This window comes from Bacillus cereus, assembly GCF_002567495.1.
In the GTDB taxonomy this organism is placed as follows: domain Bacteria; phylum Bacillota; class Bacilli; order Bacillales; family Bacillaceae_G; genus Bacillus_A; species Bacillus_A cereus_AQ.
The window spans coordinates 75,195-98,746 of the sequence record NZ_NVAP01000038.1 but is presented as its reverse complement, the minus strand read 5'-3'; the positions used below and the strand labels follow the sequence as shown (position 1 = coordinate 98,746).

The following is a 23,552-nucleotide window of genomic DNA, read 5'->3' as shown; positions in this document are numbered from 1 at the left end:
CACCTCATTATTTCTTCAAAAACGCAATCCCAATTACAATCCCAATCACAATTCCGATTACTAAATTATTTGTAAAGTACCCTTGAAATACACCGATTACAACCCCTATACCGACACCTATTGCCAAGGCATCATTCCTTTTATTATTTTTAGCCAAAATTGCATCTCCTCCTATCATTTCTCTCTAAATAACATAAATTCAATTGAATTTATTAATATTTTCACTATCCCACTTGAATATTTCCAAAAAATGCACTTTAACTTTATATATAATATTTTCCATTTTCTGTACATACTCCTTTTATAATGAAAAATTTTCAAGTCACCATTAAATATACATAGGCATTTACTATAAGAAAGATTCGTAATTTATTGAAGGAGGAGCGATTCAAATGTATCCTCATTGGAATCCAAATTCAAATCAACAATATGTTTATTCCCCTCATCCTGTAAGGAATACAATGCATCATGATTCTCACTATATGATGCAGCGTATCGCAAGTCTTGAAAGTCAATTAGCTAAATTAATCTCATTAATTGAAGAAAATAATCAATTAATTAAATCCATGGAACAACAGCAAAACCAAGTTTGTGCGCCGGCTGGAGGTTCTGTTATCGTTCGTATGTAATCTGAATGCAATAAAAAACACACTTTGTAGTATAAAAGTGTGTTTTTGGTTATTATTTTCTTTTCGTATGGAACCCTTGTGTAATTCGGTCTAATATAATTGCGATTACTACGATAGCTAATCCAGCTTCAAATCCCATTCCGATATTAACTTGTGTTACAGAGCGGTATACATCAACTCCAAGCCCTGGAGCTCCCACAAGTGACGCTGTTACAACCATTGATAACGAAAGCATAATACTTTGGTTCACTCCAGCCATGATTGTTCCCGTTGCGAGTGGTAATTGGACTTTAAATAGTTTTTGTGATGCTGTGGATCCAAATGCATTCGCTGCTTCAATTAAATCTTCTGGAACTTGTCTAATTCCTAAGTCTGTAAATCTAATTGTCGGTGGCATTGCAAAGATTACTGATGCAATAATCCCAGGTACTACACCTACTCCGAAAAATGTAATCGCCGGAATAAGGTATACGAATGCCGGCATTGTTTGCATAAAATCTAATGTCGGTTTTAAAAATTTTGAGAAGCGTTCATTTTGAGATGCTAATATACCAATTGGAATTCCGACAATAATTGAAATAATAACAGACGTAAGTACGAGTGCTAATGTTTGCATCGTTTGTGCCCAGTAGTTAATATTTAAAATAAATAATAATCCAATAAGCGTAAAAATGACTAAAGATAATTTCCTCGTTGTGTACCAAATGAGGAAACACAAGATAATAATCATCAATATGGCAGGTATTATTGTTAAAAAATTAGTGAGTAAATCAACGAATCCGCCAATAATATAAGAGAACCCTCGGAATAACCCTTCAAAGTGCTCATATAAACTTGCCACAAATGAGTCGACCCATTCCCCTAATGGAATACGCGGTATACTATTCATCGTCTTTCACCTCTTCCTCAATGTTTCCTGCAAGAGCTTGAATGACACTTTCACGTTTAATAATTCCTCTTAGCCTTTTCTTCTCATCGATTACTGGTAACGGATATTTCATCTCTGCCATTTTTGCATACGTCTCTTCCAGTAAAGTATCTAAATATACATGCGGAATATCATTAAGTAATAAATCAGCAATCGGCCACTGTTTTTGTACTGCTTTACTCGCATCATCCGCAGTTAATATACCTAAAAATTCATACTTTTTGTTTACAACATATACAGTAGAAACACCAGCATTCCTCATAATTTGAAGGGCTACACGAGGTCCACGATCGATTAATAAAGTTTCTGGTCGTTTTAAAATAGACTCCGCTGTAATTACTTTTCCTAAATTCACATCCGCAACAAACTTTTCTACAAACTCATTAGCGGGGCTCATCATAATTTCTTCCGGCGTTCCAATTTGGACAATTTCTCCATCTTTCATTAATGCAATACGATCTCCAATTCGAAGTGCTTCATCTAAATCATGCGTAATAAAGATAATCGTTTTCTCCATTTTATCTTGTAACTCTAACAATTCATCTTGCATTTCTTTTCGAATAAGTGGATCTAACGCACTGAATGACTCATCCATAAGTAATACATCTGGATTATTCGTTAATGCCCTTGCGATTCCAACGCGCTGCTGCATACCACCACTAAGTTGACTTGGATAATTATCTTTATGATGATCGAGTCCTACTAACTGTAGCGATTCTAATGCTTTTTTCTCTCGTTCTTCTACTGGAACTCCTTGTATTTCTAAACCATATGCAACATTTTGTATAACCGTACGATGCGGAAATAGAGCGAACTTCTGAAATACCATGCTCATTTTTGTTCTTCTTACTCTCCGTAACTCTTCTTTTCCCATCGTTGCGATGTCTTCACCATCTATGTATATATGACCTGCGGTTGGTTTAATCAATTGATTTAACATACGAACTAATGTAGATTTCCCGCTACCAGACAAACCCATAATAACAAAAATTTCGCCAGAATATACTTCAAACGTTGCCTTTTTTACGCCAACATTCATTCCAGTCTCTTTTAAAATTTCCGATTTACTTTTTCCTTCTTTTATTAAGGTAAGAGCTTTTTGCGGGTGTTTCCCGAATACTTTTGTTACGTTTTCAACACGCACCTTTGTATTATCCATGTCACTACTCCTTTTCTACCCATCTATTCACATAGTGTTGCGATTTTACAAAGAAATATTACATAAAAATGACATTCATAAGATTTCTTTAAAATTCTCGTTTACGTTCATAATAAGAATGCTTACTTATACATTTATTTAATAAGGCAAACGTTACTTAGGAGGTTTTCGATGCGAAAGAAAATATGGCTTATATGCCTTACATTATGTATTACTATGATTTTCACTTCATGTAATGCAACAAATGCAAATTCGAAAGGAAAAATTAAACTTGGTGTAACAAGTTGGAAAGAAAATATTGCAACCGCGAACATGTGGAAAGTATTACTAGAACAAAAAGGCTACACAGTTGAGCTCATGTATTTAGAAAAAGCTGCGATTTGGACTGGAGTCGCTCGTGGTGATGTTGATGCTAATTTAGAAGTATGGCTACCCGTTACGGATAAACCGCTAAATGATCGATATAAAGATGACATTGTTTTAAAATCAAAATGGTATGAAGGGACTGGACTAGGTTTAGTTGTCCCTTCTTATGTGAAAAACATTAACAGTATTGAAGACCTAAATGCTCATAAAGATGAATTAGATAATAAAATTGTCGGTATCGAACCCGGTAGTAGTCTTATGAATTTAACGAATAAAGCAATGAAAGAATATGATATAAAACTAAAACTTGTCCAATCTTCAGAAGCTGCGATGATGAGTGAGCTGAAAAAAGCATATACGAAAAAGAAACCAATCGCTGTTACGCTTTGGAATCCGCATTGGGGCTTTTCAGAATTTGACTTAAAGTATTTAAAAGACCCTAAGAAAGTATATGGTGAAAAAGATGACATTTATTACTCTGTTCGTAAAGGTTTCGAAAAAGATCATCCTGATATTGTAAAATACTTTGATAAATGGAAAATGAACGATGAACAACTTGGAACGTTAATGGTCATGTTAAATAAAACGAAAGATCCCGAAGAAGCTGCACGAAAATGGATTGAAAAGAATCAAACATTAGTCGATGAATGGATGAAAGATTAAAAAAGAAGGCTAGAGAATGTATTATAAGCTCTAGCCTTCTTTTTGCTATTTTTTTGTAACGACATCATCTACAATCCCATATTCCTTCGCTTCTGCTGCAGTCATAAAATAATCTCTTTCAGTATCATGCGCTACCCTTTCAATCGGTTGCCCTGTCTTTTCTGCAATCATTTTATTAATATCATGTTTTAACTTTAGTATTCTTTTTGCTGTGATTTCAATTTCCGTCGCCTGCCCTTGTGCACCACCAAGCGGTTGATGAATCATAATTTCACTATTAGGTAGCGCAAACCGTTTTCCTTTTGCTCCTGATAATAATAACAATGCACCGAATGATGCGGCAAAGCCCATACATAGCGTTTGTACATCTGGTTTGATTACATTCATCGTATCTAATATTGCAAAACCTGCTGTCGTTGAACCGCCTGGGCTATTGATGTATAAAAATATATCTTTCTCTGCATCTTCCGCTTCTAAAAATAATAATTGAGCTACGACACTACTCGCTACTTGATCATTAATTTCTGAACCGATCATAATAATGCGGTCTTTTAATAACCTTGAATATATATCATAGGAACGTTCTCCTAATTTCGTTTGTTCTACAACATATGGAATTGCATTCATTTTAAATCCCTCCAATAATTGTTATGCGGCGAAAAACATACAACTGTAGGAAGAAGGTTTTTTTGCACTAAATAATAAGACTGGCTGTTTAGATGGTAACTTTGTAAAATCTATTGCCGGAAGAAGTTTGGTTAACAATTCCGGTTTTTCCTCACGAATAGATGTTACAACAACTTCAATATTCTCTGTGAATTCGACTATCTCAATCCCTTCTTCACTTACAGTTTTCAGCCTATTTCTACTCCGAAATAAAGAAGCTTTCACTGCCCCTTCCGATACAGAACATACTTTAGCAATGTCAGCAATGCTATATTGAAAAACATCTTTTAATAATAAAATTGCGGATTGTTGTACATTTAATGATGATAATACTTTCCCTACTATTTCATGCAAATCTGCAATTGTCTCATGTGGTTCTTCAAAATTGATTTGTTCTCTTAGTTTTTCATGAACTGACTTTGACTTCATCTGATCTAACCAACGATTTCTAGCTATTTTATAGACGAGTGTCATACAAATATCTTTATTTCTATATTTTTGAAGCACTTTACAAATTGTCTCTTGGGCGAGATCTTCCCCATCCCATTTGTTTTTCGTTAAAAAAGTACAGTACCTTTTTAACTCTCCATATTGCTCAATTAAAAAGTTTATATTTGAATGATTCATATCGATATGATTCTTTAAAACATGAGTTACTTTTGTGCACAAAATAACCACTCCTTTTCAGCGCTTACTTAATAAACGATTCAACATTTAAAAAAGTTACGGGCATATAAAAAAATAATGTTTATGTTCAAGAATTCGCGGTCATAAATATGTTATGTACAATTTTACGTGAGGAGGAACAAATTTGCCAAAATTAACAATTGAAGGTGCGGGAACTTTTGATGTGAAAGAAGGAACAAAGTTAGTATTAGCAATTGAAGATAGCGGTGTCAACATTCTTCATCGTTGCGGTGGGAATGCACGTTGCACAACTTGTAGAGTAGAAATTATAGCAGGTGATTTCTGTGAAGCAAGTGCAAATGAAAAAAATGCGATGGCGGAAAAAGGAATTGAAGATCAGTTACGATTATCTTGTCAAATGCGTGTACATAAAAATATAGTCGTTCGTCCGGTACTTACAGTTGAAAATTCAGGTCTTGATGCAGGGCCACGTCCGGCGGAGTAAAGCGATGAATTTAAAACAGCTCGCTGGTGAATATGCTGCTAACTTTGTAAAAGATGGCATGAAGATTGGGCTTGGTACAGGTTCTACTGTATATTGGACGATACAAAAGTTAGGAGAACGCGTACAAGAAGGTTTATCATTTCAAGCTGTACCTACATCTAAGGAAACTGAAGCATTAGCACAACAACTATCTATCCCGTTAATTTCTTTAAATGACACCGATACACTCGATCTTACAATCGATGGAGCTGATGAAATTGATTCTAATTTACAACTTATAAAAGGTGGCGGCGGTGCATTACTTCGCGAGAAAATTGTCGCCTCTTCTTCTAAAAAACTCATAATTATTGCTGATGAATCAAAACTCGTTACACATTTAGGCGCTTTTCCATTACCTGTTGAAATCATCCCTTTTTCATGGAAACAAACCGAAAGTAAAATTCAATCTTTAGGATGTCAAACAACGTTACGTTTAAAAAATAATGAAACCTTTATAACCGATAATAATAATATGATTATCGATTGTATATTCCCTAATCATATTTCTAATCCTGCCCATTTACACATTCAATTAAAAATGATTACTGGTGTAGTTGAAACAGGATTGTTTATAAATATGACGAGTAAGGCAATTATCGGAACTAAAAATGGAATAAAGGAATTATAATAAAAGCTGACTTTTTAAAGTTGGCTTTTTAGTGTGTTCTTTTTCTCTTAATAGCGCTTTATTATGATATACTATGAAAACACATCATACTAGAAAGGACTGAACATTTTGCAATCCAAACTCATAACAGAACTTACAGATTTAGAAACTGCCTTTCACATTCGAAAAGAAGTATTTGTAAAAGAACAAGCTGTCCCTCTTGCAGATGAATTCGATTCGTTCGATGAAATCGGAGAGCAATGTAAACATATTTTAGTTTATTATAATGAGCTTCCTGTAGGTACAGGGCGTATACGATTTATTGATGGTACTGGAAAATTAGAACGCATTTGCATTTTAAAAGACTATCGTAAATATGGATTAGGTAAAGTCATCATTCAAACATTAGAAGAAATTGCTCGTAACGAACAAGCTACAAAAGTGAAACTACACGGGCAAACACAAGCTGAAGGATTCTATAAAAAATTAGGTTATGAAACTTCTTCTGATATATTTATGGAAGATGGCATTCCACATATACTTATGACAAAAGTGTTATCGTAATAAAAAGGGTAGTATATGAATCTTATGTATTCATATACTACCCTTTTTTATTAATAGAAAAGTGAATTCTCAAGATTCCATTTTGCATCAAAGCCCATCATCTCTTAGTTCATACCTAGGTAAAGCTTACACTGTTTTCCATAATGATAATGCATAAATCCAGTTTGGATCGCCATTTCCTTGATAACTCTGGACTGCTTCATATACTTTTCCTTCGTGTAGAACTCTGTCTCCCTTTTTATATGCTTTCTTTGCATCCCACGCTTCATATGAAGCGCTTTCAGTTTTGGTAGTAATTGTGAAAATGTCACTCTGTACAGATTCATTTCCAGCTACATCAACAGCTTTCACTACATATTTATAAGTAGTATTAGCGAGTAAATTTTTATCCATATAAGAAGTCGTATTGGATGTTGCAATTTTTTTCATTGATCCTTCTGTTTCTCTATAAATATCGTAATGGTCTACACCAATATTATCGTCAGATGGACTCCACATTAGATCCACACTTGACGATGTTGTTCCCATGCTATGTAATCCTTTTGGTTGTGTCGGTGCTTCTGTATCAGGAGCCTCAACTGTTGTTTTTACTGTAAGCGCTGTACTTTCTTTCGAAACATTGCCAGCTGCATCAATTGCTTTTACAGTATACGAGTATTCTGTACTTGGTTGTAATTTCTTATCAATAAAATGAGTTCCTGGTACTGTGTCAATCATCTCTCCGTTACGGAAGATTTGATACTCTTTTACCCCTACATTATCCGTAGAAGAGTTCCATGTTAGTTCAACACTATTCGCTGTTACTTTTTGCGCCTGAAATCCATTTGGAATACTTGGAGCTTCTGTGTCTGGTTTCACATCATTAATAAGATTAACATCAATTACATTATAGAATGCATTAGCAGTATCCGCTACATCCCATACTGCTAAAATCACATGATATCCACTACGATCAGTAGGTACATTAATTTTATGAGTTACATTATTTGAAGCTGCAGAACCATCATGTTGTACAGTTCCAATCGGCTCGAAATCTGCTCTTGTTAGCTCCTTATTTGGATTCCAACCTATTTTAGTAATGTAATAGTGCCATTTACTTGTTAAATGTGGCGCTGTATACTTCCAAGTAAATGTATTTTCCCCACCAGTGATTGTATTTTTAAACCAACGATCTGCTGTTTGTTGATCCAAAGTACCACCAAATTTTCCGCCTGCAGAAGCGATTTGTCCATCAACTGGGCCATTTTGCGGGAACCCTTTTGGAGCTTCTAAACTTTGTGGTTCATACATAACACTTCCGCAGTTTACATTTAGTGCACCATAAGTTGGACTGCATAAAGCGGAACGGCTACCAGGCTTTTCAACAAAACCATGTGCATAAGCATTTTGAGGAATAAGTGTCGTACCAATAATTCCAGCTGTTAATGCTACAGCCCCTAGACTCTTCTTGTTCATTTTCATATTTTGTAGTTGTTTTAAAAATCGATTATTCATGTTCATGTCTCCTTCTTGTTATACTTTGTAGTGGAATGTGGGCTTTGATGTAAAAGAATAACAAGAGACAAGCATGTACCGATGTATATGTTAGTTATGCATACACCGTAGTGAAAATATATCCATCAAGTTAAATATTTTACTTGATGGATATATCATGACATAGAAATCATCTAAGAATGTGCAGAAGTGGTGCAGAAACAGTGAAATCATTACTAACACATAAAACTAAGTCATAACATATTAAAATAAAATTTAAATTTATTTATCTATTACTTTGCTATGTAATTTCTTTTTACTGAATGCGGATGATCCTGTTTAGTTTTTCATTAGTAAATGCTATATTTAAAATGATTGAGCATTCTTGAAAATACTTTCACAGGCGTTTATAGCGATGTCAAAGGAGGTTAAACATGAAAATCATGTACTCTATTTCCACACAATCATATGGAATAGAAGTTAATAAAGCTTTAAAAAAGTGGTATTGGTATTTAGGAATGTTGGCTCAATGTTTGTGTATCACTATATGGACGGTTGATTATTTAATCTCTAAAAAAACATATAATTCATCTGAAATAATACTTATTAATATACTGACCATTGTATTCCTTATATTTTTTGTGATTATGATTCATTTCCTATTTAACACTTGGCTTCCAAAACTGCACAATAAATTTATAATTAAAAAGAACAAAAAAACATTGGGAACATTACACTTAGAATTGATACAGACTATTTACATATAACTTCTGGTGAGAGTACGGTGACATTTAAGAGAAATAAGGTATTAGCAGTAAAGATATTAGATGCATCACATTGTATTATATTCTCCCAAAATATTTATATTGTAATTCCAAAAGAACCTGGGCGAAGTGATGTAAGTGAACAGCGGTATACTGAAGACCTTCCTGCTCTAATAAAAGAAATCGAACGTACTTCAAAACGCAAGTGGAATTTTTAATAAACGAAAATAACAGATTGAAAAAGGACAATACGTTTAATCCCCCTTACTATCCATGAATCTACCCGTTTTGACGAATGGATATTAGGATTATCATTACTTTAATAATTGATTTCTTGCAATTCAATACATCTTATTATTAGAATGCAGTTTAAAAAATCATCACCAAAAGAATTTACAAGTGTGCAGATTCTTTTTTTTGTACAATAAATTTCATAACACTTAAATAAAGCAGAGGTGATAATAATAGAAAGTTTAAAATCTTTAAAACGAAACTTATACTTATTTATTTCAATGTTTATATATTTTTCTATCATCTTTACCTCAATATTTATTATGGACAATACATTTAACTGGTTAAGTTTTATTCTTGCACTAATCTCTCTCAGTGCCTTGGTATTAACGATACTAGATATTAAAAATAAGAATCACAACATAAAATAAAAAGCATCCTATTTGGAAGCTTTTTATTTTGTAGTATATTGACACCCAATTCCACACAGCTATCAAGTTCGTTTCATATTGAATCTAACAAACTTAAAGATTTCATCAGCTGCTTGCCTATATCCACCTGATTTCCGGAAAGACTCCTTCATATTCAAAGCGACTTCTTTAAATGACGGATTGTTTAATACTATTTCTACACTTTCACTTAGTTGATCCGCAGTTAATCCTTGCATTTGTAATTTTACTCCTGCCCCAAGACTCTCCACTTGTTTTGCGATTACTGGCTGATCTGCACTTTGCGGTATTACAACGAGCGGAACCCCGTTATATAGTCCTTCATGCGTACTGTTCATCCCGCCGTGTGTAATAAATAGTTTCGTATAAGTAAGCAGTTCGGTTTGAGGCACATAATTTTTCACAATGAAGTTTTTAGGAATTTCACCTAGATCACTTATTTTCGTTTTATTACCAATAGACATAACAATTGTATGCTCACTATTCTCAAAGGCCTTCATACAAAGTTTATAAAAATCAAGCGCTTCATTAAAAACAGTACCTAATGAAATATAAATCGGGCTTTTTTCTTCAATTGAAGTAAAATCAAAGTCTCTGTTTGTTACTTGTGCAGAGATAGATGGTCCTACAAATTTATATGTTTCATCAAACGTATCACCAAAAGGCTGGAACTCCTTAATTGTATACACAATAGTAAGTGGTGCAGGATTACAGAAAACTTCATACGATGATTTTATTTCAACACCATATTTTTCAGCAATTCCCTTCGTTAAGTTTTGAAAATCATTCTGTATTTTATCATGAATTTCTACTGGGATATTTTTTGACAGATGACCTAACATTTGCTCAAATGATTTTTCATCCTGCGCAAAAGATGTGCATGAATTTATAGCTGGAAGATTTAGAATTTGAGCAATTAAATGCCCACAGCCAAACATGGAATCATGAATCATGTAATCAAAGTGTTCCCCTTCAATTTGTTCTAAAACACTTGGTATTACAACATCCACTGTATGTAGAAGGCCGTTTATTCTTTCCTGTAAATAATTTCTGCCTCCAGATAGAAACGCTTTTATAAATTTTTGATCATCAATCGTTCGTACAGTAGCACCTGTCTTTTCAATCCGCTCCCTGAAAGCTTCTATTGAAAAATAAACGACCTCTTCACCGCGAGAAATCAATTCTTCAACAACTTGTAAAGTTGGATTTATATGTCCTTCTGATCCAGCGTTAATAAATAAAACACGCGCCATTATAAACACTCCTTACGTTAAATCGTTTCTATGTTGGCAAAAGTACGGATTCTCTCCATACTCTTTTCTTAGTTGTTCGTATCATGGTGTCTACTAAATTGACCTAGCAAGTCTAAAACCGAGATCATCTATATGAAATGTAGGATGGCTTCGACGACGACAAGTAGCGCCGCAACCTCTCGCTGCTTCAGCCCAACTACCACCACGAAAAATGCGGTATGATCCGTACACTTTTTCATCATACAAATCATAGCACCATTCCCAAACGTTCCCTAGCATATCATAAAGTCCCCATGCATTCGGTTCTTTTTGGCCAACGGCATGAATTTGTCCATTTGAATTTTCATTATACCACGCTATATCATGAAGTTTCCCATATGTATATCCGGTTGCACCTGCTTTACATGCATATTGCCACTCTGCCTCATATGGTAATCGGTAGCCATTTGAATCTAAATTACATCTCACAATTTGACCATCATCACTAATAGAATAATATTCTTTTAATCCCGCTTTTTTTGAAAGTACATTACAAAACGCAATAGCATCATTCCATGAAATATTTACAACTGGTTTATAATTATTTTCAATAATATTTAATGTACTATTTGTAATAGCATCATATAGTTCCATTGTTACAGCATACTTTGCAAGAAGAAATGGTTCAATATGAACGTGCCATTCTTTTTTTATACGATCATCTCTTAATGTTACTTCTCCATCTGGTATCTTCACCATATAAGAATCAATCGAACGAATGAATTTATTCAACACTATCCCTCCGTATTTCTCCTTTTTCAACCCTAACTTTTCATGTATATATGTATACTTACCGTACTTCGTTTAGAAATCTTTTCACTTCATTTGGAGATTTCAAAATAATTACCTTTTTATCTTCATTTAATTGATCTAACCCTTTTAAAATGGTAGGTTTTTTCTTATTAGGATACTCCCATATCCATTTGAAGAATTGCAAGTCAAACCTTTCTTCACATCCTTCCCCCATATCCGGCCTCGTTGTATTTCGATATTTTACAATTCTTTTAAAAGCACGATAAACGCAAATCGTTCTATGAATATCAAGAAAGATAATTGTGTCAGCTGCATTTAGTCTTATATCCATCGTCCCGCCGTAATTCCCATCAATAATCCACTTCTCATCTTTAATTAAGTTATTTTGAACTGTTCTTTGTTCTTCTCTCGGAACACCTTCCCAATTCGGTTTCCAAAATAGTGCATCAAGATGATGCACCTTAATGTTTAGTTTAGTTCCTAATTGCTTTGCTAATGTAGATTTTCCTGAACCACCAGAACCGATTAATATTATTTTCTTCATAACAGTCTCCTTTTTAAAATCGATTATTTCTTCCGTAATATAAACTCACACAGCATTCCGACTCCAACACCCATTGTATAAGCCACTAAATCACTCCACAAAAACCCGTATCCCAACACCAGTCCGCCCAAAGTCGTTGCACGAATGCTGTCTATCCAATTTGCATGATACAATTGGCTCACTTCAATCCCATAGCAAAATATTAAACTAAAAAAAGCCAACTTCTTTGTTGTCATTTTAGGAAACACAAATCCAAATCCAGTGAAAATCATTAATGCCCATAAAGCATCACCTAAGTAATCATTTAATAGATGTGGTAGTGCAAAAGAAAATTTTCTTGAGCTAAGACCTAAAATAATAACAACTATAGTAAACAGTGCATATAATAATCTGTTTCGTTTCGTATTCATTTTAAAATCTCCTAATATATAATGTGAAACTGTAAATAGCTAGTAAAATAAAATTATTTTACTAGCTATTTATTAGTTGCTTTAATGATAAGAAAATGTGGATTCGTATTTAGATAATAATATGATTTTTCATCTACTTCTTTCATTTTCCCAACGGCCTTCGGTTCCACTACTTTTTCTAATACAAAATAATTTGTAGTTTCATTTATTATGTCTTGTAGTGACCTTCTGAAAAATTCGACTTCAATTGTAATGTTTGGTTTAACCCAAGTATCTATTAATAACTGTGTTTCAAAATAACTTTCACATGTAAACTTTGTGAAATCCATAAAAGGATGATGAATAGAATATATAAGTTCTCCACCTGGCTTCAATACGCGACGAAACTCTTGAAATACTTGATTCCAATTTTCTAAGTAATGAAGAGTTAACGAACTTACAATCACATCGTACGTATTATCTTCAAATGGCAATGTTTCTTGCAGATCATGACAAAGGAACATTGCTTTTTCTCCTATATTTTCTTTTGCGGCTTTTACCATTTCAGGACTTACGTCAATTGCTGTAACGTTTGCTCCTCTTCCTACGAATTGAGAAGTATACCATCCAGCTGCACATCCAGCATCTAATATCTTCTTTCCTTCTAGTTCCTTTGGAATAATCTCCATCATCGCCGGTCTTTCATAGTAGCTATTATATGGATTTGCGAAATCTAGATTTTCTTTATATGTACTCGCTAATTTATCATACGTATCTTTAATCGAATTTTTCATTACACCCACTCCTAATACATATTAATCCATTAACTCCTGCTGCTTTTTCTTTGAAAATGATTGTAGTACTAAATCATACGACCAATCAATCATTTTATTAATTTGCTCCTGTTCTATACCCTTATGTATATACACGGTATTCCAATGTTTTTTATTCATATGATACCCTGGAATAATTACTTCTGGATAATCGTCTCTTATTCTTAATGCGACTTCTGGATCACACTTCAATGTAATGGCAGCTTTTTCACCTTCTTCATGATTCACTATCGCAAATATTTTATTATTAAGCCTCATACATGTTGCACTCCAACCATCTGGAGAATCTTCTGTCACTTTTCTTTTCGATAAACAATACGCTCTTGTTGTATTCATTTTAATTTGCACCTCTTATTCTTTCCCGATTTGATTACGATGCATCACAATTTGCTTCGTCGCTTGAAATTGCTGCTCACCGTAAAACTTTATTAGTTTCTCTCCGCAAAATAGACTAACAATATCAATATGAGATATTTCTCGAAGTAACATTGTTAGCATCTTCTGTCCAATTCCTTTATTCCTTACACTTTCATGTACGACAACATCTTCAATGTATGCTCGAAAAACACCATCAGAAACAACTCTAGCAAATCCGATTAATTCATTTTCTTCCCATACCCCAATGGCTATACTATTCTTTAACATTTTTTCAATATCGACTTCTTTTCTTTCTGGCCACCAACCGACAGAACCATAAAGATTTTTTATTTTTTCTGCACAGATTGGCTGTTCTTGTTGCAATTTATACGTGTACATATTCTTTCTCCTATCAACCAGTATACATAGTATTATTATCCCGCTTTAACGGGCAGTAAGACCCCCACTGATTAAAGTTTCACTTTATAATCTCTTTTCAAAAAAGTGCTGACTATGACCTTTCGGGTGATCTTCAACGACACCATACTCCCTGTAACCGTGCTTTTTATAAAATTCTGGTGCTTGGAAACTAAATGAATCTAGCAATATTAATCTACACCCCTTTTCCTTTGCAATACCTTCAATTTTATGTAATAGTTGACTGCCATAACCATCATGACGAACTGATTCATCAACCCATAAAAAGTCGATATGAAGGTGATAAAAATACATCGTACCTGTTACACCACCAAAAATTTTTCCTTCTTCATTTTTTACTACGAGGCTTACTTCTTCCATCGGTTGTCTTGCCTCATCTGTTAAGATGGACATATTATATTGAATAACTTTATTTTTAATATATTCTCCTTCAGTACGTGTACCGTTCTCTATATGTTTCATATACATTGCTTCCTTTCAGCTTAGTAATCTACATTTTATTTTTTCTCTTTAAAATACTAATACATACGAATCCACCATATGTAACAAAGCATGAAAAGCCAATTATCCCTGGTACAGAGACATAGCCTATCCTTATGTAACTTATAACTGCAAAACAAGCGATAGACAATATAATAGATGGCCAAAATAGAAGAGCTGTTTTTCTTCGGCCTCGTTTCGATGTACTTTCTTTCTCTTCAGAAACACGTGTGCCAAAAAGCAGTACAATACAAATAAGGATCGCGGCAAAGTAAATTGTATCTAATGATAGATTGTGATCATATAGTGCGATTCCAACTTCAAGAGCAATAATCGTTATAATTAAAATAATGATTGTTGAAGTCTTTAAGTTTTTTTCAATCGCTCACCCCTAGCACGCTTTCACTATATTCTTTGTATATGCATTCCAAAGCTACTGCAAAAGCTTCATCTACCTCATTATTTTCACGTCGACTAGGTAAATCTTTTCCCCCAATAACATAAAGAAACGGGAATTCGTTAAACATTCCTATTATACCAATATTTATTGTAGCTGTAGGCAATCCACCTGTCATATGAGCTAAATGATGATATGGGATTTCTTCATACTCTCCTTGCTGTCTTACCATGCCGCTAATAATTGGTTCCCATAGTTCTGGTTCTGATTTATAACCTTGAAAAATTTGTATTAAAAGTGCAAGAACTTCATTTAATTCTCCAACATTTTTCTCATCTCTAGCATTCTCTTGTATATGAATTTTTGAAAAGTACGTTTTTGCATACATTTTCACAGCATCCCATCCACCACAGTGCATTACAACTGACTGTGCAAATAACTGTCGTGACAAGCTATCATCACCTCTACCGCTTTACTAAGCACCAAAGCGGTTCTTCCTTGCAAATGCGGATATAGTTGCGCGCTATCTTCATTTGGATTAAATGTAATATGATGAAGTATATCATTCCAATTATGTTTATTTTCCTTCACCATTTTCGTTACTACAAACCCAATGACTAATTTTGCTGCTGATGCTAACGGAATATTTAATTCACTATTGTATGAAGCAACTATACGATTGTTTTTTGTAGAATAAATTTCCATTCCCACATAATTAGATTGTATCTCTTTTATTTTATTAATGACAGTTTCCATTTCCATTCCTCTTTTCACATCGTTATATCACTTTCTAATAATTCAATATCGAATATAAAAAACCTTTTTAGCAGATCATTTCAGCTATTAAAATAAGAAAAAGGTAGCATGAATTAATCCTTGCTACCGAAAAACATTTATTCTTCTATAGGATTTTCAGGCCCGTTAAGCTCCAATTGATAAAAAGCTAAATCTAGCCATTTATTAAACTTATAACCAGCTTTTTTTATTGTACCTGCATGAGCAAATCCATAGTTTTGATGCAAGGCAATACTTTTCTCATTCTCTGCATCAATACCAGCAATTAAGGTCATATACTCTCTTTCCCTCGCAATTGTGATTAATTCTTTCATTAATGAAGATCCAATTCCATTTTTTCTATATGCCTTATCTACATATACAGAATGTTCAACTGAATATTTATAAGCAGGCCACGCTCTAAATGGGCCGAATGTCGCAAATCCTACTACTTTATTCTCTAATTCGTATACGAAAATTGGATACCCTTCGGCCTTTTTTTGTTCATACCAATCTATTCTATTTTCAAGGGTTACAGGTTTATAGGCATATACAGCTGTTGTATAACGTATCGCATCGTTATAAATATCTAAAATGTATGCTAAATCTCTTTTAGTTGCTTCCCTTATCATTATTTTCTTCCTTTCATAATGTTTATCTTATTTCACTATCTATTTAATAGCTTTATTTTACCGAAATTTCTGATTCATTTCCACATACGAATACTAGCTTTTCGAAAACCATCAAATATATTTATTGCAGCAGATAATGTGTAAATTACAATTCCACCGCCAACTAACCACGTTTTAAATCCCTCTTGGGAAATAGTAAACACATTTGCCATATACGTAATAAACCCTTCGTTAAATAAATGTGGATTTACTACAATTACAATGAATACTATCGTTCCGCCTATTTGAAGAATGGCATTTCCAATTGCCAATCTTTGCGTCCATTGTCCTTGCACTAATTTATAAAGGGATATACCTATTTCGAAAACGATTATAATGACAACGATTGGCCAGTACTGCAGTAAAACATCTTGATTAAAAGTTGGCGCGACAAACTTCAGTCCATTTGCTGTACCATTATATACGCCAACCAGATGATTCGCATAAAAGTAAAGTGTAGCCCAAACTGCTGTCCACATTAAACCTCCAAAAACTTCAAACCTTGAAATTGATTTTTTCTTTGGAACATACGAGATATTTTTCAAATCATCAGCAGTCCATTTTTTAAAACTTGTCGTCAACGGTTGCGTACCTTTGTCTTTATCCGTTCTTTCTAAAATAACAAACACAAGTGTCAACCAGAAAAATACATGGAGGCCCACTTCAAAAATTTCTCCAATACCTTTACCAATCGATTGTAAAATAACATTTAATACCGCTTGATCACCACTATAGCCTATAAAATTTTCTGCAACCATTGATATGAGTGTAATGACAGCTGCGATTGGTATAATCATTTTTAACAACGTTGTATATACATCAAAATAACGTGGTCCAATTAAATGCATCGGTCTATCCAAATAACCATTAGCCAATGAAACCGGACTCCCCAATTTTTCGAGAACGCTCTTTACGTCTCCCACATTATAATCAGCAGGTAACATATCCTCTATAGTTGACCTTAGTTCAAGTGTAATATCTTCACGATTTTTTTCAGGTAATCTCTTCGCAACCTCTTGGATATAGAGATCAATTAAATTCATTCTCTTCCTCCTCCTTTAATAAGTTATAAAGTTCTTTCGAATCCTTTATCCATTCCTTTTTTAACTGCAAAAATATTTCTAATCCATATTCACTTAAAACATAATACTTACGAGGTCTACTCTCCGTTTTATCCCAACTACTCGTTACTAGCTCCTGCTTTTCTAATCTGCGAAGTAGTGGATATAAAGTACTTTGATCAATTGTAATCCCTGATTGCTCCAATAATTGGACAAGTGAATATCCGTACTGCGGCGTTCTTAATTGACTTAAAACAGCTAATGTTAACGTCCCTCTTCTTAACTCAGTAATTAACGAATTTAATAAAGTATCCATTCACTCACCTCATTTCCATTACTATATGTCATACAGTATGTGATTTATACTATGTATCGTACAGTATTAGTGTGACAAAAATAGATAATAAAAAGCGCAAACTATATGATTTGTGCTTTTCTAGCTAAGTTATATATCTATAACACTCTAAAAGGTAACAACATTCACCACTAATTTTGAAGTTCTTTATTAAGTATTCTATGTTTTATTACTGCCCCCTTCAAAATATCCCCATTTTTTATTGATAAGCCAACAATAGAAAAAAATTTTTTTATAAAAAAGATGCCTCTTATTTATAAATATCGTAACTTCATTTCAAAGTTCCAGTAATGCTATATTAAGTTACACATATCGTATACATATGATGTGAACATTACGTCTCACTATAGGAAGCTATTAAAACGGCAAATTCCCATAACTGAATGACTCCCATTTTATTCTTTATGTACTGTTGATTTCACACCGTTTTCAGCACCTAATCACCGTTATTTTCTTCATAAACTTTATCTTGTTAAATATCTCTATTTTTGTTTGTTTTGTTAGAGAAAAATATAAAAAAACAATTAATTAGGTTAATTGTTTTTCAAATGCAAAACCTTTATTTTTTTAAATAATCTTTGATATTCGAAAAGACAAATTCTCCAAATGCAAGTGGTATATAAATAAACCATAACTTTAATATTGCCTTCGTTTCTTTGTGATCAGAATCCCCCATTAAAACCAACCCTATCCTTTATTTTCAAATATTTTCATTTTAATCCCAATAACAAGAAAATTATACCATTTATCAATATTATAGTCTATATTTTCAAAAAATAAATAATCGTATTATCCTTATATCTCCTCAATGTCCAGCTTCATACAATCACTTTTTTTCGTTGCATCTTCAAAGTCTATATTGAGTCCTGTTAGAACCGCTACATTACCAATCGATTAGATCCCGTGACCAATAAAATCCACCTTAAATTCTTCCCACTCTAACTCTCTTTTGTGATTCATCGTCACATTATGATAAGTCATTCATATATTATCTTGAAGTAAAAAACCCTAATTCACTTTTCTCTTAAAGAGCACTATTCAAAGGTGCTCTTTTTTAGATTGTCCGAAAAAATTCAAAATCCTACTGATAAACAAAAAACATCGTTTAACAGTAGGATCCATTCACTATATATAGCGATTATAACGAACTCCATCGCCTATTACTAAAGTAAAACTGCTTTAAGTAATATAAATTACCCTTTTTCTTTAGAAAATGAAATCACTTCTACAACCGCCTCAACATGAATTACTCCGTAAACATGCGGATATTCTTCACCGTTTGAGGCAAGTTCATATTTTACTTCTACTTTTAATAGGGCTGGATCAATTGTAAGTAATAAAACATCTTCTTCATGCTTGAAATATTTTTCTGCAACTTTTAAAGCTTGATCTAATAATGAACAATGAATAAATCCCTCTTCAATAAGGGACTCTTCATTAATTTCTCCAATTGTTTTTGCGATTTCCCAATTCCTTTTTGTAATTACTTTTGTAATCATAGTTACTCTCCTTTTTAAATTTATGTAATGATATAATAATACTAAATTTTCGACACATGCTTAATAGATTGGGGACTTATAATGAGTAAACATCACACTGCATTACAAACCATTATTATACATATGAATACAAATGAGCATTGGCATGATTTTATTTCTTACTGTAAGCAGCTCGAAGCGGGACTTCGAAAATTAGCTTTTAAACATTTAGAGACATTTATTTCAAATGCAAAGAAATGGGAATCAAAAGATCAAGAAGAGTTTGCCATTTCTCTGTTTACTATTTTAGATGTATCAAACGAAAAAGATGAGGTGTTAACTTTCCCACTAAATAGTTTTCTAATTGACATTCTATATAGATGGACAGAAAATAATCCCTTTGATTCAAGACCTTTTAGATGGATAGGAATTTATATGGATTCTAGCAATAAAGATAACGATTTAGAAAAATTTCTCCGAAAAGCAATTGAATTAGGTGGTGATACAGAACAAGAGGCCATGATATACCTAGTTTCTGATTACATCGATACTTTAGAGTTTGGTACACATGAATTCCCGTCAGGTTATTGCGGAGATTTAAGCGAATGTATAGAAAGACTTCCCTATATGCTTCAATTAATTGATAGAATTCAGAATAAAAACTTAAAGGAGCAAAACATTTTGCAAGTGCAAGAACAACTACACTTAATTCTAGATTGGTTAAAACATACACAAAATCCAGTAGATGCTGTTCGTATATGGGAAAAAGAACAAACCCAAAAATTAGAGAAGAGCATCGTATATTATTTAAACAACAGCTCAAGTCATTAATTCGTCTACCATTTCAATATAAAAAAGAGGATTTTCATACACTACTAGAAAACCCTCTTTTTATCTTCATCCCGCTATTTGTGGGCAATAAAGCCCGATTAGTGAGAGCTGATAATCAGTGATGGATGAAGCCCCCACTGATTATCATTTCACCTTATTTTAATCCTTTAATTAAAGGTGACGCTTCTCCGTTATGGAAAATCCATAAATCATGAAGTGATCTCGTACATCCGACATATAGTAACTTTGCATCGTGTTTTGTGTTTTTGTAATGTTCCTCATCCACATCAATTAAAAGCACCGCATCAAATTCTAAACCTTTTGCTAAATAGACAGGTACAACTGATATACCACCTTCATATTTACTTTGGTTTGCTTCAATGACGTTTACAGTCAATCCTGCATTTGTTAATTTCTCATACATATCACGGCATTCATCGTCTGTTCTTCCGATTACCGCAATTGTTTTCACATCTGCATTCTGCAAATGTTTTATCGTCTTCACAATTTCAGTAAATTGATCTTCAGCATGAATCACTTTCACATCTTCTCCACTACGGAAGACTGGTGTTGCGAGTCCTACTGGGATTTCTGCATTTTTAATTATTTCATTCGCGAATTCAATAATTTCTTTTGTAGAACGATAACTTCTCGTCAATTCAAAATAACCTGTTTCCTGGAATACTTCCTTAAAAGCGTTCCAATCTTCAATTCCTTGGTAATCATAAATCGCTTGCGATAGATCACCTAATATAGTGAAAGAATTACCTAGTGTAATTTCCTTTAATACATAAACTTGGAATGGTGAAAAATCTTGCGCTTCATCGATAACGACATGATGAAATTTTTGTCCAATTTCAATCCCCGTTATGCAATGGTGTATGTAAATTAAGGCTGGTAAATCTTCTACATACATTTCTTTTTTACGACAACTCTTTTCTGTTTCTCGAACAAGTTCTTCAGGTAATACTTCGAGTATTTCTTTACTTTTTAATATCGAACTATATAGTGAAAGGGCAGTCATTTTCGGCCAAAACTTCATATATGCGTTCAATCTCTTAGTCGCTTCTTTTTTAAGTAATTTTTTCTCGTTTGTTTCTCCGAATTTTTTTAGTTCAATTTCAATCCAGCGCTTCATTCGTCCTACTAAACGTTCTCTTCTTTTCTGTAAAGGATAATGTTTATATTCAACCTGCATCCATTTCTTAATGTCTTCTACTGGGATAATCGCTTTATCCCACGCCTCAAAATCGTTTGTCGGAACTAACTCATTTTCAAATTGGATCATTCTCTCTTCAATAAAAGCCTTAAATTCCAACGTACCCTTTAATTTACCTAGCATTACCTTACTTTCATCACGATTAATTGAAAATGCTTCTTTCAATTTCTCTTCTGTCTGCTTCAGTTTCACCGAATCATCTAATATGCGTAATGCCCAATTTTGAAACGTTGTTTGACTAATATTTCCTACACCTAGCTCCGGAAGCACACTCGAAATATAGTCTAAAAACAAGCTATTCGGCGCAAATACGATCATTCTTTCTGCTTCTAGTTGTTCCCGGTATTCATAAATTAAAAAAGCAAGGCGATGTAAAGCAATTGTTGTCTTCCCGCTCCCTGCAACCCCTTGAATCAGTAATGGTAAATTTCTTTCCGCTCGAATAATATCATTTTGTTCCGATTGAATCGTTGAAACAATATCCTTTAACTTATTATCTTTATTCTCACCTAATCGATATAGAAGAAAATCATCGGCATGCGATACATCTTCATTTCCTTTTACATATGTATCAACAACACGTTCAAGTTCTCTTTTTCGAATGGAAATATTTCGCTTTAAATACACATCACCCTCTACTAATCCATCTGGCGATTGATAAAATGCTAATTCTTCTCCACCGGTAAATGAATAAAACATACTTGCGACAGGCGCCCTCCAATCAATAATGATTGGTTTCATCGTATCCATATCCGAAACCCCTACTTTACCGATATAAATCGGCATAACTTCTTCCTTGCCATCTTCCTGAAAATCTAACCTTCCAAAGTACGGCTCTTGCACACCAATACGTAAGTTTTGTCTATTTGATTCCCTCATACTTTCAAGAATTTGCTCTTTAAAATCTTCTCCATAATAAACTGGGATTTTTTCAAGCTTATCCAATTGCTCATCCATCGTATGTAAAGTATCCTTCATTTTTTGTAACTCACCTTCAAATATGTTGCTCATTTCGACGATTCCCTCCTGTCCGTTCTAATTTTTCAGTCGAAGTACCATTGTATTAAAAATTCAATCGTAAAGTCAATAGTTTCAGTTTAAATTTTCCGAAAAAACTTACTTTTTCCCTTTCTAATTTAAAAAGAATATGCAACATCTAAATCACACGACTACACATATATTAAAGTGATATATACAAAAACGACAATTATTCACACAATAAAAGTAAAAAGAGTAAGGATTTAATCCCTACTCTTTTTTACTTTTATTCGATATGATAAACATTCATTTAAAGTTGCTTGCTCTTTATATTTCCCGGCTTCAAAATCATATGCTCCTCCCGGGAAAATCCCAACTATACTTAAACGAGCCTCTGCACATAAATTACTAATCTCATTTACAGTATAACAGCGTAAAGATTGTGTCACGATATCATTTGAAGAGTCTATTTCCCACCAATGGTCTAGCATTCTTGCATTTTCAGTATCATATTCATACTTTCGCATTGCAGAACCTATCGGCATTTCTTGTCCATTGGCTTTTTCCCAATATAATGGCTGATAAATATCAATGAGTGCACATCCATCATCCTTCATCCAATTTTTAATTCTTTTTAATAGAATCAATTGCTCCTCATCTGTTCCTACACCAAATCCGTCTAAATAACTAACAACATCAAATTTTTCCTCAAAGCTAATTTTATAAAAATCGGCGCAATGCATCTCAATGTCATTAATAGCATGTTCTTTGGCAAACATAACTAACTCCGGTACAAGCTCAACAGTAGTCATTTTTACATCCAACTTAGACATCGCCCTTGCAAATCCACCATTTCCTGCCCCTAATTCTAACATCGTCTGAAATGGATATCCAACTTGTTCCTCTACTTCCTTCGCAACTTCCTGTAACCAATTTTCATTGTTTATATCATAGCTTAGTAATTCAAATTGTTTTTTATAAAATTCTTTTACATTTAATTCATTCATCATTTATCCCCCTATAATAGTTTTT

At 33.4% G+C, this 23,552-nt stretch carries 28 protein-coding genes and 1 pseudogene; 7 read left to right on the top strand and 22 right to left on the bottom strand.

The window, feature by feature from the left end; genetic code table 11:
- Positions 1 to 7 precede the first annotated feature (7 nt).
- Entirely contained in the window at positions 8 to 178 is a 171-nt protein-coding gene (locus tag COK05_RS17270) for a septum formation initiator (protein ID WP_098613546.1), read from the bottom strand.
- Between the two features lie 214 nt (positions 179 to 392).
- On the opposite strand from COK05_RS17270, the gene COK05_RS31055 reads away from it, so the two are divergent.
- Positions 393 to 629 carry a hypothetical protein gene (locus tag COK05_RS31055; protein WP_141539142.1) on the top strand — a complete coding sequence of 79 codons (237 nt, stop codon included), beginning with the start codon at positions 393 to 395 and terminating at the stop codon, positions 627 to 629.
- Between the two features lie 52 nt (positions 630 to 681).
- Here COK05_RS31055 and COK05_RS17260 read toward each other — a convergent pair whose 3' ends face one another.
- Both COK05_RS17260 and COK05_RS17255 read right to left on the bottom strand, forming a co-directional pair.
- Positions 682 to 1,518, bottom strand: a complete 837-nt coding sequence (locus COK05_RS17260) for an ABC transporter permease (RefSeq protein WP_001084760.1) — start codon at positions 1,516 to 1,518, stop codon at positions 682 to 684.
- Positions 1,511 to 2,716, bottom strand: coding sequence for a quaternary amine ABC transporter ATP-binding protein (locus COK05_RS17255; protein ID WP_098613545.1), 1,206 nt, complete (start codon positions 2,714 to 2,716; stop codon positions 1,511 to 1,513). The genes COK05_RS17260 and COK05_RS17255 overlap by 8 nt, the downstream gene beginning before the upstream one ends.
- A gap of 171 nt (positions 2,717 to 2,887) precedes the next feature.
- Here COK05_RS17255 and COK05_RS17250 point away from each other — a divergent pair, with 171 nt between their 5' ends.
- The gene (locus COK05_RS17250; protein ID WP_098613544.1) at positions 2,888 to 3,745 is read left to right on the top strand and encodes a glycine betaine ABC transporter substrate-binding protein; all 858 of its coding nucleotides are present in this window, start codon (positions 2,888 to 2,890) and stop codon (positions 3,743 to 3,745) included.
- A gap of 45 nt (positions 3,746 to 3,790) precedes the next feature.
- Here the strand turns inward: COK05_RS17250 and clpP are convergent, their stop codons facing one another.
- Both clpP and COK05_RS17240 read right to left on the bottom strand, forming a co-directional pair.
- Positions 3,791 to 4,372 (bottom strand): ATP-dependent Clp endopeptidase proteolytic subunit ClpP, encoded by a 582-nt coding sequence (gene clpP / locus COK05_RS17245; RefSeq protein ID WP_098613543.1) that lies wholly within the window; start codon positions 4,370 to 4,372, stop codon positions 3,791 to 3,793.
- 21 nt (positions 4,373 to 4,393) lie between these two features.
- Positions 4,394 to 5,080 carry an RNA polymerase subunit sigma-70 gene (locus COK05_RS17240; RefSeq protein ID WP_098613542.1) on the bottom strand — a complete coding sequence of 229 codons (687 nt, stop codon included), beginning with the start codon at positions 5,078 to 5,080 and terminating at the stop codon, positions 4,394 to 4,396.
- Between the two features lie 142 nt (positions 5,081 to 5,222).
- Between COK05_RS17240 and COK05_RS17235 the strand changes: the two genes are divergently transcribed.
- The 3 genes from COK05_RS17235 to COK05_RS17225 all read left to right on the top strand — a co-directional run bounded on the left by COK05_RS17235 (position 5,223) and on the right by COK05_RS17225 (position 6,753).
- Complete coding sequence (locus COK05_RS17235) at positions 5,223 to 5,543, top strand: 2Fe-2S iron-sulfur cluster-binding protein (protein ID WP_098613541.1); 321 nt, start codon at positions 5,223 to 5,225, stop codon at positions 5,541 to 5,543.
- Positions 5,544 to 5,547: 4 nt separating this feature from the next.
- Complete coding sequence (rpiA, locus tag COK05_RS17230) at positions 5,548 to 6,210, top strand: ribose 5-phosphate isomerase A (RefSeq protein WP_098613540.1); 663 nt, start codon at positions 5,548 to 5,550, stop codon at positions 6,208 to 6,210.
- 108 nt (positions 6,211 to 6,318) lie between these two features.
- Positions 6,319 to 6,753 (top strand): GNAT family N-acetyltransferase, encoded by a 435-nt coding sequence (locus COK05_RS17225; protein ID WP_098613539.1) that lies wholly within the window; start codon positions 6,319 to 6,321, stop codon positions 6,751 to 6,753.
- Between the two features lie 126 nt (positions 6,754 to 6,879).
- Here the strand turns inward: COK05_RS17225 and COK05_RS17220 are convergent, their stop codons facing one another.
- Complete coding sequence (locus COK05_RS17220; RefSeq protein WP_098613538.1) at positions 6,880 to 8,247, bottom strand: lytic polysaccharide monooxygenase; 1,368 nt, start codon at positions 8,245 to 8,247, stop codon at positions 6,880 to 6,882.
- Positions 8,248 to 9,010: 763 nt separating this feature from the next.
- Here COK05_RS17220 and COK05_RS17210 point away from each other — a divergent pair.
- Entirely contained in the window at positions 9,011 to 9,208 is a 198-nt protein-coding gene (locus COK05_RS17210; RefSeq protein WP_098613536.1) for a hypothetical protein, read from the top strand.
- 506 nt (positions 9,209 to 9,714) lie between these two features.
- Here COK05_RS17210 and COK05_RS17200 read toward each other — a convergent pair.
- From COK05_RS17200 to COK05_RS17135, 14 genes and pseudogenes are all read right to left on the bottom strand, one after another.
- Positions 9,715 to 10,923, bottom strand: a complete 1,209-nt coding sequence (locus COK05_RS17200) for a macrolide family glycosyltransferase (RefSeq protein ID WP_098613535.1) — start codon at positions 10,921 to 10,923, stop codon at positions 9,715 to 9,717.
- A 93-nt stretch (positions 10,924 to 11,016) separates the two neighbouring features.
- Positions 11,017 to 11,694 carry a formylglycine-generating enzyme family protein gene (locus COK05_RS17195; RefSeq protein ID WP_141539141.1) on the bottom strand — a complete coding sequence of 226 codons (678 nt, stop codon included), beginning with the start codon at positions 11,692 to 11,694 and terminating at the stop codon, positions 11,017 to 11,019.
- Between the two features lie 58 nt (positions 11,695 to 11,752).
- On the bottom strand, positions 11,753 to 12,259 hold the full coding sequence (locus COK05_RS17190; protein ID WP_098613533.1) for a DNA topology modulation protein: 507 nt from the start codon (positions 12,257 to 12,259) through the stop codon (positions 11,753 to 11,755).
- Between the two features lie 23 nt (positions 12,260 to 12,282).
- On the bottom strand, positions 12,283 to 12,669 hold the full coding sequence (locus COK05_RS17185) for a DUF2809 domain-containing protein (RefSeq protein WP_098613532.1): 387 nt from the start codon (positions 12,667 to 12,669) through the stop codon (positions 12,283 to 12,285).
- Positions 12,670 to 12,734: 65 nt separating this feature from the next.
- Positions 12,735 to 13,442 carry a class I SAM-dependent methyltransferase gene (locus COK05_RS17180; RefSeq protein WP_098613531.1) on the bottom strand — a complete coding sequence of 236 codons (708 nt, stop codon included), beginning with the start codon at positions 13,440 to 13,442 and terminating at the stop codon, positions 12,735 to 12,737.
- Between the two features lie 21 nt (positions 13,443 to 13,463).
- On the bottom strand, positions 13,464 to 13,817 hold the full coding sequence (locus COK05_RS17175) for an MmcQ/YjbR family DNA-binding protein (protein ID WP_098613530.1): 354 nt from the start codon (positions 13,815 to 13,817) through the stop codon (positions 13,464 to 13,466).
- A gap of 15 nt (positions 13,818 to 13,832) precedes the next feature.
- Complete coding sequence (locus COK05_RS17170; RefSeq protein WP_098613529.1) at positions 13,833 to 14,237, bottom strand: GNAT family N-acetyltransferase; 405 nt, start codon at positions 14,235 to 14,237, stop codon at positions 13,833 to 13,835.
- A gap of 84 nt (positions 14,238 to 14,321) precedes the next feature.
- On the bottom strand, positions 14,322 to 14,738 hold the full coding sequence (locus COK05_RS17165) for a GNAT family N-acetyltransferase (RefSeq protein ID WP_097966354.1): 417 nt from the start codon (positions 14,736 to 14,738) through the stop codon (positions 14,322 to 14,324).
- Between the two features lie 28 nt (positions 14,739 to 14,766).
- Positions 14,767 to 15,138 carry a hypothetical protein gene (locus COK05_RS17160; protein ID WP_098613528.1) on the bottom strand — a complete coding sequence of 124 codons (372 nt, stop codon included), beginning with the start codon at positions 15,136 to 15,138 and terminating at the stop codon, positions 14,767 to 14,769.
- A pseudogene (locus COK05_RS17155) lies at positions 15,134 to 15,909 on the bottom strand (serine hydrolase). The gene COK05_RS17160 and the pseudogene COK05_RS17155 overlap by 5 nt, the downstream one beginning before the upstream one ends.
- A gap of 137 nt (positions 15,910 to 16,046) precedes the next feature.
- Positions 16,047 to 16,559 (bottom strand): GNAT family N-acetyltransferase, encoded by a 513-nt coding sequence (locus tag COK05_RS17150; protein WP_098613527.1) that lies wholly within the window; start codon positions 16,557 to 16,559, stop codon positions 16,047 to 16,049.
- Positions 16,560 to 16,633: 74 nt separating this feature from the next.
- Positions 16,634 to 17,641, bottom strand: coding sequence for an HAAS signaling domain-containing protein (locus COK05_RS17145; protein ID WP_098613526.1), 1,008 nt, complete (start codon positions 17,639 to 17,641; stop codon positions 16,634 to 16,636).
- Positions 17,628 to 17,975 (bottom strand): PadR family transcriptional regulator, encoded by a 348-nt coding sequence (locus COK05_RS17140; protein ID WP_000380295.1) that lies wholly within the window; start codon positions 17,973 to 17,975, stop codon positions 17,628 to 17,630. Before COK05_RS17140 ends, COK05_RS17145 begins: the two co-directional genes overlap by 14 nt.
- A gap of 1,232 nt (positions 17,976 to 19,207) precedes the next feature.
- Entirely contained in the window at positions 19,208 to 19,513 is a 306-nt protein-coding gene (locus tag COK05_RS17135; RefSeq protein ID WP_098613525.1) for a DUF952 domain-containing protein, read from the bottom strand.
- A gap of 81 nt (positions 19,514 to 19,594) precedes the next feature.
- Between COK05_RS17135 and COK05_RS17130 the strand changes: the two genes are divergently transcribed.
- Complete coding sequence (locus COK05_RS17130) at positions 19,595 to 20,323, top strand: hypothetical protein (RefSeq protein WP_098613524.1); 729 nt, start codon at positions 19,595 to 19,597, stop codon at positions 20,321 to 20,323.
- Between the two features lie 154 nt (positions 20,324 to 20,477).
- On the opposite strand, the gene COK05_RS17125 is transcribed toward COK05_RS17130, so the two are convergent.
- On the bottom strand, positions 20,478 to 22,553 hold the full coding sequence (locus COK05_RS17125; RefSeq protein WP_098613523.1) for a HelD family protein: 2,076 nt from the start codon (positions 22,551 to 22,553) through the stop codon (positions 20,478 to 20,480).
- Positions 22,554 to 22,783: 230 nt separating this feature from the next.
- Positions 22,784 to 23,527: a class I SAM-dependent methyltransferase gene (locus tag COK05_RS17120; RefSeq protein ID WP_098613522.1), complete on the bottom strand. Its 744-nt coding sequence runs from the start codon at positions 23,525 to 23,527 to the stop codon at positions 22,784 to 22,786.
- Positions 23,528 to 23,552 lie beyond the last annotated feature (25 nt).